The 13609-nt window shown below is 39.4% G+C and carries 9 protein-coding genes and 1 CRISPR repeat array; all 9 genes read right to left on the reverse strand.

Annotated features, from left to right (window positions below):
- Positions 1-577 precede the first annotated feature (577 nt).
- The gene (gene nblB / locus H6G83_RS15425; RefSeq protein WP_190473771.1) at positions 578-1258 is read right to left on the reverse strand and encodes a phycobilisome degradation protein NblB; all 681 of its coding nucleotides are present in this window, start codon (positions 1256-1258) and stop codon (positions 578-580) included.
- 33 nt (positions 1259-1291) lie between these two features.
- Positions 1292-1750, reverse strand: a complete 459-nt coding sequence (locus H6G83_RS15430) for a CBS domain-containing protein (RefSeq protein ID WP_190473773.1) — start codon at positions 1748-1750, stop codon at positions 1292-1294.
- Positions 1751-2413: 663 nt separating this feature from the next.
- A CRISPR array of direct repeats spans positions 2414-2732; the repeat unit is 35 nt; unit sequence GTTTCCATTAATTCAACTTCCGAAGAAGTTTAAAG.
- 241 nt (positions 2733-2973) lie between these two features.
- On the reverse strand, positions 2974-5091 hold the full coding sequence (locus H6G83_RS15440) for a WYL domain-containing protein (protein ID WP_190473777.1): 2118 nt from the start codon (positions 5089-5091) through the stop codon (positions 2974-2976).
- Between the two features lie 228 nt (positions 5092-5319).
- Positions 5320-6855 carry a hypothetical protein gene (locus H6G83_RS15445; RefSeq protein WP_190473779.1) on the reverse strand — a complete coding sequence of 512 codons (1536 nt, stop codon included), beginning with the start codon at positions 6853-6855 and terminating at the stop codon, positions 5320-5322.
- A gap of 739 nt (positions 6856-7594) precedes the next feature.
- Positions 7595-9331 carry an RAMP superfamily CRISPR-associated protein gene (locus H6G83_RS15450; RefSeq protein WP_190473781.1) on the reverse strand — a complete coding sequence of 579 codons (1737 nt, stop codon included), beginning with the start codon at positions 9329-9331 and terminating at the stop codon, positions 7595-7597.
- Positions 9324-9737: a hypothetical protein gene (locus H6G83_RS15455; RefSeq protein ID WP_190473783.1), complete on the reverse strand. Its 414-nt coding sequence runs from the start codon at positions 9735-9737 to the stop codon at positions 9324-9326. Before H6G83_RS15455 ends, H6G83_RS15450 begins: the two co-directional genes overlap by 8 nt.
- A 5-nt stretch (positions 9738-9742) precedes the next feature.
- On the reverse strand, positions 9743-10621 hold the full coding sequence (locus H6G83_RS15460; protein WP_190473784.1) for an RAMP superfamily CRISPR-associated protein: 879 nt from the start codon (positions 10619-10621) through the stop codon (positions 9743-9745).
- Complete coding sequence (locus H6G83_RS15465; RefSeq protein WP_190473786.1) at positions 10621-11673, reverse strand: CRISPR-associated protein; 1053 nt, start codon at positions 11671-11673, stop codon at positions 10621-10623. The genes H6G83_RS15460 and H6G83_RS15465 overlap by 1 nt, the downstream gene beginning before the upstream one ends.
- A complete protein-coding gene (locus H6G83_RS15470) occupies positions 11658-13238 on the reverse strand; it encodes a Cas10/Cmr2 second palm domain-containing protein (protein ID WP_190473787.1) in 1581 nt (526 codons plus the stop codon). The genes H6G83_RS15465 and H6G83_RS15470 overlap by 16 nt, the downstream gene beginning before the upstream one ends.
- Positions 13239-13609 lie beyond the last annotated feature (371 nt).

Genomic DNA, 13609 nt, shown 5'->3' on the forward strand with positions numbered 1-13609 from the left:
AAGAGTTGGCGTAGGGATGCAAAGCATGACATCCATACACATACTGGAACTGATATGTTGTAAAAATATTTTCGACTTGGTTTTTCTTTGCTATTCAAGAGAATTTGCTGAAACAAATCCTCTTAAATTATTGGAAATTTAAGACAGACCTTAATTAAAATTGCAAACTGTTTAATGTTGCTTTAAAGTCTTGATATTTAGCCAGAGTGCATTCACGTAATCGAGAAATTGAGTATAAATACCTAAAATAAGAAGAAATATGTATGAAGATTAGAATAATTATTTTTAAAGGGCTAAGTATTGTCTATTTATTTGGATAATTCTAAGTTGCAATAAGTTAGATACTCTAACAGTGTAAACTCTATTATGGTAGTTTTATATAGCAGGGGACAGGTGATAGGGGACTCTTGACAGGGCTGAAAGCCTTTGAAATTAACTGCCCTTCGGGCGAGGCAGAGGGCAGGAGGCTTGAGGCTTGAGGGAAAATCATGAGTATCAGGGAAGAATCCCCCAGCTTTTCATGAAAACGAGCGATCGCTATGTTTTCATAGCTGTGGGGAGTTAAGTCAAAAGATATTTAACTTTGAGGATGACTCTCGACTGATTGTAGAGCTTGCTTGGCTTCAAGTGCGATCGCTTCTACTTCGTCATTTACCAGAGTTTCCAAGATAGACCTAGCCTCTGCACCACCTAAGCGCCCCAAAGCTTGGGCAACTCGGTAACGAATCTGCCAATCGGAACTGGTAGCATAAGGAGCCAAGACAGGAACTGCTTGCACATTGCCTAACTCGCCAAGAGAACTAATGGCTGCCGTTTGCACTAATTCCACATCTGAAGAGAGTGCTTGTTTGAGTAATTCAAACGATCGCGGATCTCCTAATTCCCCCAATGCAGCAATAATACTGAATTGCACCAACCATTCTGGAGTACTGTGATAAAGCTGCTCTAAATCATCAAAAGCAGCTTGTAATTTCAACGCCCCTAAACAGTCGGCGGCGGCGGCTTGCACATCAGCCTCTGGGTCATTTAATAAACCGCGCAGTATATCCAACGATAAATCTAAATCCTGAGCGCCTAATGTATCGAACTGACTAACGGCTGAATACCTGACACGGGAATTACTATCAGTAACAGCTACTTGCACCAACTCAAAAGCGATCGCTGGTTCTAAATCACGGATTTGATTTACCGCACGTAAGCGTTCACCTAAATCTTCCGAACTGAGTGATTCTCTCACCGACTCAGGGGTAATACTCATTTAGCTTTCCTTGTGTTGACTGTTGACTGTTGACTAGCTGGCGGCCATTGCACGAATAATATCGCCACGGGTAAGGATACCAATGACTTGACCTGCATCATCTAATACTGGTAAGCGGTGGACATTGCGATCGTGCATCAATTGGGCTGCTAGTTTCACAGACTGTTCAGGGGAAATAGTAACTGGATTTTTCGTCATCACTTCGCCCACACTTTGTCCTAACGCTTTATGTAGGTCGCGTTCATATACGAGAGGATTCTGTAAATAAATGACGCTATCTAAAAACATTATGTATGCGGGTGGAGATACACCAGTTTCTTGCCACATCAAATCAGTCTCTGAGATAATACCCAACAATTTACTGTCGTTATCCACAACAGGTAGACCACTAATCCGTCGTTCTGCCAGAATCTTGATGGCTTCTTGTAGCGGCGTTTCTGGCTTGACAACAATAGGGTTGTGACTCATCACATCGGCAACAATTTTAGGCATTGGTTCGCTGATACTCTTTTTCCAAAGTCTCTGCGCTTATTGTAGAAAATTCGGGGACTCTACTGATGTTGGTTAATAGATTGTTACGGTAGGGGACAGGTGATAGGTGACAGGTGATAGGTCAATACGGTTCAGATAAGAATAATTAACCGCCGATAAACGCCGATAAACGCCGATTAGTTTAGATATTTAGTCAATGTTTCTGCCCAATTTAGCCTTAACTGAACCGTATTGGGTGATAGGTGACAGGTCACCGAAAATGATTTTTTAGATAAGCGATGAGATATTTATAGCAGTCAAAGCATAGGTTATACCGTTTCTTGATGAAGATGCACTTTATTCTGCGCTGTAGAGACGTTGCATGCAACGTCTCTACATTGTTTATTCGGCGCAACTTCATGGAGAATTGGTATTAGGACATCATACAATTTTAAAACCTTTAATTTCAAAGGCTTTCAGCCCTGTCAAGAGTCCCCTATCACCTGTCCCCTGCTATACATATCTCATCGCTTTTTTTTGAAATTGTGAGGATGAAAAAAGCGATCGCTCTTTTTTCTCTACAGCTACTCAGAACATATGAGAGAGCGATCGCATCAATTTTTGCTTAATTTAAAAGTTTAAATCCTACCTTTTGAGAGCAACAATATACTCTCGAAAAACCTCGTTTCCATTAATTCAACTTCCGAAGAAGTTTAAAGTCGCACTCGCTGTCTCGTTTTTAGGCATTCCAACTGGTTTCCATTAATTCAACTTCCGAAGAAGTTTAAAGCCATTCAATATCTGTCTGATGAGGTGTTCTTCGAGTTGTTTCCATTAATTCAACTTCCGAAGAAGTTTAAAGCTTTCTGCTGAAGGTCGTTCTCTTATTCAAGGAAGTTTCCATTAATTCAACTTCCGAAGAAGTTTAAAGCTAAAATTAAATTGATTATGACGTTGCATGGTCTTGAGTTTCCATTAATTCAATTTCCGAAGAAGTTTAAAGGGCTAGGCTGTAGAAGCTTGACCCAGAGCCGATCCTACAACAGTTTTTTGGGGGTTGTCAAATTTCTCCTAGATAAATGACATTAATTCTCAACAACTTTAATAATGACCAACCTCAAACCCATATCAGGAAGGTGATTTGGGGCATTTAACGAAAGAATCAGGGTTTCAGCGATTTTACTTTTGCCCCAAAAACCAATGTCAGCCCATGAATAAGTCATGATAGCTATATTGGAGAAACTTTATGTATCGTAATTCGCCACAATACCCTCACCGATATTCTTCACTCTCTCCACTAACTCCTGTGGCGATACTACCTTGACACCACTACCAAAACCAACAATCCAGCGCCACAAATCAAAATCCTCTAAAGTCCACTTGGGAAAGGTGGCTTGAAAACGATGGGGGAAATTGCGATCGCCTGTCCTCGTCAAGCAAAATAAAGACTTTGGTAAATTAGTCGTAGTCTTCTGCATCGGTGGTGACATCTTCATCTCGGCGAAGCGTTTCGTCCCCTCAGTAATAAAAGGATAAATCCCGTCATTAAACCACAGTTCCACAGTCACACAGACTTGCTTTCGTTTTTCTTTATCCGCACTGAGAAATTGTTTTTGGTCAGTGCTACTATTGCCTAAGTGCATCCCTGCACCAGCTTTAAATAATTTTTGTAGCTTTTGTAAAGCTTGTGCTTGTGCTTCTCGACTGCGTTGTTGGGTTTGATGTCTAGCTAAAAACAGCCTATCCAGGCGTTCAAATCGCATTAAACCAGAACCATCACCGCTTACACACTCATAACCCAAATACCAAGCCAAGTTAGAGAAAACTATTTGCAATGGATAAGCCAAGAAGAAGTCTTTGTCATCCCCTGGATAACCCACACCCGCAAACCGTTTTAACTCTAACACCCTAGCTTCCACAATTGCTGTTTCCAATTGGGACAGATTATTACTCAAGGCGCTACTATGCAGGTGTTTGGGGTCTACAATCGAACTGTTAGCGATCGCCCGCACTGGATAAATTTTAGCAGTATTTTCAATGCTGTGTGTTTGTAACAAACGCTGCTTAAAAGTTTCGTATATTGCCAAAGCCTGGGGGTCATTTAAACTGTTGGCTTGCGCTTGAATTATCTCAAACACTTTGATTAATTCCGGTTTAGACAGAATCCCAGTACCAGCAAAATAACCGTTACGCATAGGAAACTCAGGTAATATCTTATACGGTTTTAACACTTTTTCAATATCTTTACGCACTGTATCTTTTTCGCTTTCTGGGTTGTAAATTACGCCAGTTTGTGCCAAAGATTGAGTTAAAGTTTTTAAGCTACCCCCACCATTGTCAGTTAAAAAAGGGTGGTGAAGAATCAAGCGAATTGTGCCGATTAAACGCTGAAAAGTCTGTTTGTCGGAGTAGGAATGTATACCAATTAAAGATGTCAATTCACAACTAGCAAATTCTTCAGGATTTTGATTGGTAGCTGGGAAATTACTATTAATAATACCTTCTGTTTCTAGCCATGCTAAATCAGCCGCTATAGCTGCTTCCTCAGCATAAATTGTACCCCGCAGCTTTGCCATAATTGCGGTAATTTCTTCCAGGGAGTTGTCAAAATCGGGAAGATAGCCGAGAATATTTTCTAAAAGCTTTGGCTGAGTTAGGTGAAGTTCACCAATACCAGGATAATGAATAATTAAGAATATCAAATACATCAAGCGTTCAAAATCCACCAGATGACTGTAACGATGCGGTGTAATTTTTGCACGACGATTTTGGGAATTGACAATTTGACGGGGAATACCAGCGATGAGTTTGGTAATTTGCTGTTGGGAAAATTTAGGTGAGGTAACATCAACTTTATTGACTGCGGCGAACCCTTCACCAATAATCGGCGGAAAGTCTTGCAGCAGTTTATACATACTTTCAATGATAGGGGTGGGGACTTGGCGCTGGCGTTGTTGATTCCAATGTATGCAGGTTGACAATGGAGTTTGTAAGTACCAGCCAATCCATTGGGGTTGGGGTAAATCGGTTAAAGCCAGTTGGTTGTTGACTTTGATCAAAAAGTCGATGCGAAAGGGACGCTTAAAATTAGTCGCGTCGTAGATTATGCTTTTACCTAATTTAATTGCAGTACAAATACGGTCAATTGCTGTAGCCTCGATTTTCTGCCATTCACCTTGAATTTTCGCATCACCATATAATTCGGCGCGGATGTTGTCAGTGGAGATGATTTCGTAGTTTCCCAGCTTGGATAGGATTGTTGCAAAGGTAGATTTACCGCTTCCAGGCGTACCGATGAGAAAATGAGCGATCGCTTTCGAGTCGGTTTTGGCTGACTGTTGATTCTTGACTATAGCAGGCATTTAAGATGTTGTTTGAATAGTATTATTGCTGAAAAATCTTAAAGACCTAACCCCCCTACCCCCCTTCCCTACGAGGGAATGGGGGTTTTAAAGCCTCTCCCCTCCAGGGGAGAGGTTTGGAGAGGGGTCTTAAGTATATTTTGCACCTTTTCAAACATCCTCTAAGGTTATAATTTATAGTTATTATGCGTAGCCTCACATAAAATTTTCCAAAAAGTTTAGAATAACTTATTCTTTTGTGTTCTCATAAATCTTTCCCTCATAATCATCTAATGCCTTCATCAAGTCCTGATGTACCTGAAACATTAAACTAGCCTTCGGTATCGAAGTAAATATTGTTTGACCAGAAATAAAATTTAAACAATTTAAAAGTTTCTTTTTCCAGTTATCTTTCTTATTAGTCCCCCAAGCCTCAAATAATTCTGATTCTTGTAAACCTAACATCTGATGAAATAAAACATTTCTATAGTCTCTAGCTTCACCCCAAACTACATTCATAACGTGTGTTTCGTCTTGGCATTCTGGCTTAACAGTTTGGATTAATTGATAAAGGGCTTCACTGTAAAGACCTATCATACCGTCATTATTTAACTGGTTAAGCATAGATTTACGAGGTTTTTTACCTGTAGATAAATAATTGGGATATTCATTTAATATAGTCTTTTTCAGCTTGGGTGATTTAGCATTTTTATATTTACCCTGCTTTTCATATTCTATATGTTTTGGAAAGTTATATTCAGCCCATTTACAAATCAAGCTTTCCACAGCGCGGAAACTATGAAATAATGCCTCAACAGTATTACCTTGTTCCAAACGAACAACAGCTAAATAAGCAGCCTCATAACCAGTCCACCACCAATGCTGTAAACGTTCTTGTGCATTATCCCCTAGTTCTTGGGCAAAATTGTCAAAATTAGCGAAATTCCATTGGATTGCTATTTTAAGCGATCGCTGAAGCTTTTCCTCTTCTGGACTTAAATTATTGTTTTCCCAGTAAGAACTTAATAAACGTTCTACACCAGAATAATCAAAACGCTTTAACAGCATTTTTGCTTCTTGTAATTGAATACCTTTGAGATATTTAGAACTAGCAATGATATCAGTGCGTTCTTGTTCATATTCATTAGTTACCAAGAACCTGACTTGCTTACCAAATTTCGCTATACTCACAAATTGAACAGCCGAAGAAATTGCTGGAGTTCCCGCTTGATGGCTAACATATATCTTATCCTCCGGCTTAAATGTTAACTGAGATAATCGTTCTCGAACTAACCCTAAAGCCTGATCCCAATTATCTAAACCTTCATTTTTAGACTCAGGGTTTAGTTCTATAAACTGAATATTTTCTGCTTGTAATCTAGTAAAATTGATTTGAAAATACTTAGCAAGTATAGGCTGTAACTTGCAAGTATCTTGCCAGTAAGGGCATTTTTTTAATCGCTTATCCTGTGCTGTAAAAACAGACTCTTGATTGGATAATATGACAATAATCTTATCCGGTAATAATTTACCTGTTAATTTTTTAGATAAAGCATCTAAAATCGGGAAGTGTAAATCAGTATAAAACTTATCATCTAAATTTTGTCCATATACGATTCCCATCACTCGTGCTGGAACTGTAAAACTTTCTTCTTCTTCAACTTGTACAGGTTGAAAATTACGGTCATTTAATTGACTTCTAACTTGTCTATAGAGATTGTTCCAATTATCTCTAGTTTTTAACTGAACATCACTATTTCCTATTGATACAATCCAAATATTCATAATTACTCCTCACTATTAAATAAGCCGTTAAAAATAAACCGAACTCAAATCTTTAACCACATTCTTATTGACAAAATAACAGCCCCAAAAGCCTATTATTTCGTAGGGTGGGCATCGCCCACCACTTGCTTATTGAGAAGGTGCAAAATATGAAAAAAGTAAATCTTCAGTAGTAGCGTGGCAAGGCTAAAATGTGGCAATAGGTTTGGATAAATTTGAACGCAGATGAACGCAGATGAACGCAGATGAACAAGATGATAGATTTTTCGCTAATGCACAAGTTTAGGCTTGCCACGCCAGTAGGGTGTGTTACGGCTATGACAGAATTTGAGATAAAAAGACTTTGAGATGTAGCCGTAACGCACCGCCCACCAAAACCATGATATGGTGGGCAATGCCCACCCTACAATTACTACTGGCGCGACTGGACTAAAATGTGGCAATAGGTTTGGGGAAAATTGAACGCAGATGTACGCAGATGTACGCAGATGAAGAATATTTAGATTTTTAGCTAATGCACTATTTTAGTCTTGCCACGCCACTACTGGACTGTCTAGATTAAATTTGTGCATTAGCAAACTCTTGTGGGATGGGCATCTTGCCCGTCCAGTGCAGGCAAGATGCCTACACCACAAGAAAATTTTTTGCAACATTTTAGCCTAGACAAGCTACTACAATTACTTTATGATTCAACAGAAATATTTATATTTTGTTATTTGTCACCACCTGATTTTTATAGTTACCTAAGAGGAAAAAGTTTAGTAAAACTACTATTTTCTAAATGATTAATAAAAGTTTGAGCTATTGGCAAATCATCAGGTGTAAACATTGTTATTAATTCCACATATTTTGGTTCACGGCTATCATTAAATTTCGGTTTGAGGATACCCCCAGATTTAACATAAAGAGGGTACATTCGATGCCAAATTCTACTCACCTGACTCGGATTCTTAGAATTACCAATCTTTCCCGTCAACTCTGTCCTTTTAATAAAATTATCTCGGTGAAACCATTCTACCGCCTCACTATCTAACTCATTTTCCGCAACTCTTCCCCAAACTTGCACCCTGTGGGGATGCCAAACCTCTCGCCAATCTCGGACATAATTATTATTAGATGGTAAATCAAAACAACTTCTGATAGTATTGGGAATACTAGCTAAAAAATTCGCTATATTCTCAAGCTCACCTCTAGGAGCAGTTAAACAAAATTCCTCTAACAATTGGGAAAACTCCCAATGAGAACCTATCATGGCTTTATCATGGTTTTTAAAGTAATCAGGAAAAAATCTTTTATGGTGAACTCTCCGCCAAGATTTACCAAAGCCACCGAGAAGTAAAGAAAATTTCATCAAAAGATTTAAAAATTCTCTTTCCTTTTGAGTAACTTCTTTGATGGAAAAAATATCTAACCTGCCGGATTTTAACTGATAAATTGGCATCGGTTTAGCTTGTCTACCATTGGACGAGTATTTATGTTCTCCTGCTATTAATTGTTCTACATCAAAATTAATCCCCAATTTACCAACTATTGCCCCATCTTCGGTTCTACTTTCCCCAATACCACCCCATAATTGCTTCGTTAAACTTTGTGCTGTTTGTTGATTAGTTACTCCAGCTAATAACCGCAGTGTATGTCCTCGCAATGCAGCTTTAAACATATTTGGACGAAATTCTGGAGTGTCATTCAGCAATTTAGAAGTTATTCCCTCACCGCGAAGATTAACAGAAAGAATAACTCTTGGATCTACAATTTCTTTTACCCTACCATAACCTGCGCTGACTCTTGAACCAATACCTTCAGATAAAGCAGCTTCCCAAATTTGTTTGATTTTACCCCACTGCGTTGCATTTAACTTTTTACTACTAGAAATACCAAACTTGAATTTGGTTTTGTAAAGCGATATCTGCACATTCGCACTGGTTTTAACATTACTCATCACTTGGCGTGGTTCTTGGGAATGAATAACATCTACTAGACGCTTTTCGTCTCCCCAAGACATATCTACAGGATAGCCACCATGAAAGCGTAAAATTCCTGGTTTAGTCTTTTTTTGCCCATCTTCTATAACTTCTCCGCCACAATATTCCAGCACTTCCTCTGGTGTACATATCTGGCGACAAGCTCGCAAGAATGCACCTTTCATGCTAGAACCAGGATAATAAGGTAAGCCTTTAGCACCAATTACGGGAATAATTATGCTTTCATCTTGTCCAGAGTTGGTGACTAAACGCCAACTCAGCGTATATTCCCAAGGTTCTTTACAGCAAAATTGTGGCATTTTCACTGTAGGCTGAGATGGTCTGCGCTTCCATATTGGCACATTTTCTTCTACGGTATCTGGTACTGGTGGACAGCCTTTCAACCATTCTCTCACCCACTCAGTCGCGGGTTTTGCGTCTCCCGCATACTGAATTTTTCCCCTCTCTGGTAATTGTGCTTGATACATTAGGGGAACTAACTCATGTTCACTCATCGTCATCTCCTGAATTATTGCCAATATTGGCGGTAGGTTTGTATCTCTGCGTCCACCACACCATACAGTCACATAACTGGGTCAAAATAGCTAATGTTACTTTGCGGTGTGCGATGGAGAAAATTTGCGAGTCCCAAAGTGCATTCGCCATAGTTTCCACATCATCGTGGTTGGGAATTGTCATGTCAGCTTCAGCCATGATGTGTACAAGCTTAGTCCAAGTATCTGCCCAATATTGGGCTTTTCTACCCTCCAGGCGCAGTTGTTCCCCCCAAAAACGTTCTAAGCCATAGGCGACGGTAGCACGCATTTTATGGACTTGGTTAATTGTTTCTCTATCATCATTTCGGTATTGAAAAACCAAATCATGAGCATATTTATCTAGTCCAAATGCTGCAAATGCCATAGGGTTTACACCTTAGTTAATTGTGAATTATTTAATATGAAAAATTTGATTTCGCAATGACCAAAACCAACAGATTCTAACCCACCTAAATAAATATCATTGACCTTTTCAGCATTGGGAAAGGGTTGCCATTTTTCCCCTGCTTCATCTGGTTTGAGGGCTACAGGAAATACTAAAATGGTTTCTTCTGGTAAAGCTTCTACATTAAAAAATGCTTTATCAGCTACTCGTTTTTGGTCTTTTTCTAAGGCGACTCGACTTTGGCGGTATAATGCCATATCGTGAATCATACCGATTTCATCGTCGCCTATGACCACTGCTGGCAATTCTTGACCATCAGGAAACCAAGGTGAAAGATTTTGATGGTTTTCTATAGTCAAAAATCCAAAGTTGAAAAATAACTTATTGCCAGGTAATGGCACTAGGTTACTGGAACGAGTATATTTAGATGGGATAGGTTCTTTACTTTGAGTAATACGTTTATATCGCTTGAGTAAACGGGGACAACTTACCCAAACAATTGGTTGTCCGGGACAAAAAACTGGTAGCCAAACAATTGAGGCGTATTCAAATTTTACTAGAGACTCGCTGGTGCGTTCTGAATCTGAAGAATTAGCATCATTCCCATACCATTTATTAACTTTAACTTCTGCTAATGTTCTGGCTTCTGCTTCTTCTTTTTTTTCTGACTGCTTATATTTTTGATACTCATCTTGGCGCATTTCTGAACGCAACCGACCGCGAATTGAACTCCCAGGAATTATCCCTGTCTTAGTAAATTGGTCACGAAAAATTAAATTGAGATTTCCTCGTTCTTCTCCGGCTGTTGCTCCTACATGAACTGGTGCTAGAGTATTGATAATGCCATAACCTTTTTGATACATTAATCGACTCCTTCAATGGTAATTGGTAAACACAGTCCGCATCCTACTTTTTTTAGACCAAATCCTTCTTTGGGAAACCATTCATCAGGAAAACCTGCTTCTTCTTTGTTTCCCCACCAAGTTTTATTTAAAGGTTCATCTAATATATAGACAGTCCCAGGCGGAACCGCGTAACGTCCTCTACCTAAGCGTCCGCGTCCTTTGCGATCGCCTACACGATAACGATAGGGTGACGGTCTATCTGTGAGAATATGTGTAGGTTTGGGGAAGTCTGGATGTTGGGGATAGCGGTAAGAATAATGAGTGGAACCCCAAATTCCGGGTGTAATTAAAGCAAAACTGCGGTGAATTTTTTGTTGCAAAAGTTTGATGATCGGACTGTCATCAAGTAGTGGTATACTGGTAATTTCCACTAGATGGTTTTCGCCACCAAAGCAGTACCAACCATCAGGTAAGGCATAAGTTGAAAGATAAACTAAGCAGGTATCTTTTGGTTCTCCATTTCTGAGATGAAAACCCATTTGTACGGTGTTTTCTAAAAATAATCCATTTTCATCTTCAACATTACGCTGATTATCTTTAAGTCGGGGATGAAGCATGGGAACATATTCCCAAGGATTTTTTGCTGCATCAAAGTTTCTCCGAATTACATCAGCCGTATCTTCCCAAGAATTGACTGTTTGCCAACGACAATCAGGTTCTAAATCTTTTGTCTGTTCTGGACGATACCATTTACTTTCTTGAATAGTCCATTCGGCTACTTGTTTCTCATCTTGATTGATGATTTTTGTCCAAGGAATGGGTATATAGAAATATTCGGGGTTATCAATTTCTGCCCAAAAAGGCCCAGCGAGATAAAGATTATCTCTTAATTCTTCATGTTCTTGGAATTTGTTAATTTTATTGGCACTGAAAAATAAGCCTGATAAAGTGGTGGCATCAGGAGGAAATTTTGCACCAGAGATTCCTACTAAGTTTTCTGGTGAAAGAAATGCCCCTGCACTACCATACATTAAACCAAGGGGATTGATGATAATTAAATGTCTGTACATAATTGCCAACCTACATTGATGAGGTCGTTAATCCATTGAATGATTTGTTTGGGTGAATCTTTGCCGACTATGTGTTTGGCATCATTGCTGAGTTTTTGTTGATCATTAAAGTAAATATTAAATAAGGCTAAGGCTAATCTGTCATCAATGCTGTCTTCATCTATATTTAAATCGATTGCATGACGTGCTTTGAGTTGGGCTAAGTCACTATAAATATGCGTCCAATTTGGTTGATATTTTTTATCTCTACCAGAACATTCCCATTTTTCGTAGGTGTTACCATTGCGGTCTTGATATTTTTTCAAAATATGTAAATAATCCCAAGGACAAGTCCACTGAATGTATTGACCACTGTTAAATACAATTCGGATTGTTAGCCGATTTCTACCTAAGCTTTTTGAGCGTTTTTCTGCTTGTCTGCAATGTTGCAATACATCCCGTTGGGGAACGCTTCCCGCAACCCAGACAAAGCCAAGACTGAGAGTTATTGAATGTCCATGTTGTTTCCATCTGTCAGATAAAGTCATCAACCACTCATAGGCGGTAAATGCTGGGATAGGATTTTTGGCGCGATCGCTGTAAATTATTCCTAGAAAATCGTCACCGCCTGCATAAATTATTCGTCCATAAGAAAATGCCTCAATAAAGTTTTGTCCCCAATTTCGCATATCATGGCTAAATTGGCGGATTCCTTTATCACCTTGAGTTTCTGCGATGTCTTGCAAATATTTACCAACTCGATCGCCATCCCCCATAAACCAACCTGTCCACTGTCCTGATGTATCTTTGGTTGGTTTGCGCTGAATATCTCGAAATCCTTCATCAAGGCTTGTCATCCCAAAACGTTGGGCAATTTTTGGCCATGTCACCAAGCGTTTGGTTAATTCTGGTATGCTGAGTTTTTCATTGGGGGCAATAAATTTACCTTCAACTTCTGATGTAGTGGTGCTTTCTGTTGTGGTTGCTAGTAGGGTATAAAAGTTTTCAATCTGTTTTTTTTCTTGATTGTAGTCAATATCTTTGGGATTACGCCTTTGTCCGCCAAGCCCTGGAAATACTATTGCATCTGTTCCACTAAGGCTGGAACTTTCTCCAATCCAGTTTACGGCTATCCAATTGCGTTCGAGTTTGCTGGTTTCTAATTCTTTCATTACTTCTGTGGGAGAATTCCCTTGCGCCCAAAATATCTCCCAGCTATGATTTGCCCATTTTTTCCACTCTCGTTGCCATTCTTCGTAGGGGCCAAGCTGTCTTAAGTTGTCCTCTACCCATTCCCGACAATATTTCAAGACTTCTTTCCATGCGGATAGGAGGGTTTCTTCACTGAGTTGTTGGGGGAAGTCGCCTTTAATAAGGATACGGTTAGGCATCCCTTGTTCCAGGTTTGGTAGTCCAGGGGAAATAACTTCCGCGCCTGGATAAGCATTGGCTGCGTCTACTATCTTTTTACTCAAGTAGGAAAGTATCTCAGATGCACCATACAAGTCTCTGAGTTTACGCGATTTTTCAATAAATCCCTGTACGGGTGCGAAGGTAATGGCGGTATATATTGCTTTATCTTCCATGCTTTTGGTTTGGCTAATACTCAATGTACTAGACTGGAACGATTGTATAATTAATTGCTAAGGATGTATGCTGTAAAAATACTGTTTTATTTATTCCCTGTAATTGCTCTGGTTGACTGTGTTAAATGTAATGGTTGCATATGTGCCAAAATTTTCCCTCTGTTTTCATGCGAATGACGAGGGACTGCTGATTTTGCAATGTAGTCAACCAAAATCAGCACTAAGTCCCCTGGCGCATCCGTAGGTCTGGTAAGCTGTGATCAGCAAGTCACTATCTCGAACTTTAGCCACCCGCTTGCGTCAACCACTAGCTGTTTTTTTGAAGCAACCAAAATTTGAGGCTGTAACCTTTACCACGACTGCTTTTGAGC

The sequence above is a fragment of the Anabaena azotica FACHB-119 genome (assembly GCF_014697625.1).
In the GTDB taxonomy this organism is placed as follows: Bacteria; Cyanobacteriota; Cyanobacteriia; order Cyanobacteriales; family Nostocaceae; genus Trichormus; species Trichormus azoticus_A.

Excerpts from the sequence above, each read along its gene's own strand:
- nblB (WP_190473771.1), bottom strand. The coding sequence starts at position 1,258 with ATGAGTATTACCCCTGAGTCGGTGAGAGAATCACTCAGTTCGGAAGAT.
- H6G83_RS15430 (WP_190473773.1), bottom strand. The coding sequence starts at position 1,750 with ATGCCTAAAATTGTTGCCGATGTGATGAGTCACAACCCTATTGTTGTC.
- H6G83_RS15440 (WP_190473777.1), bottom strand. The coding sequence starts at position 5,091 with ATGCCTGCTATAGTCAAGAATCAACAGTCAGCCAAAACCGACTCGAAA.
- H6G83_RS15445 (WP_190473779.1), bottom strand. The coding sequence starts at position 6,855 with ATGAATATTTGGATTGTATCAATAGGAAATAGTGATGTTCAGTTAAAA.
- H6G83_RS15450 (WP_190473781.1), bottom strand. The coding sequence starts at position 9,331 with ATGAGTGAACATGAGTTAGTTCCCCTAATGTATCAAGCACAATTACCA.
- H6G83_RS15455 (WP_190473783.1), bottom strand. The coding sequence starts at position 9,737 with ATGGCATTTGCAGCATTTGGACTAGATAAATATGCTCATGATTTGGTT.
- H6G83_RS15460 (WP_190473784.1), bottom strand. The coding sequence starts at position 10,621 with ATGTATCAAAAAGGTTATGGCATTATCAATACTCTAGCACCAGTTCAT.
- H6G83_RS15465 (WP_190473786.1), bottom strand. The coding sequence starts at position 11,673 with ATGTACAGACATTTAATTATCATCAATCCCCTTGGTTTAATGTATGGT.
- H6G83_RS15470 (WP_190473787.1), bottom strand. The coding sequence starts at position 13,238 with ATGGAAGATAAAGCAATATATACCGCCATTACCTTCGCACCCGTACAG.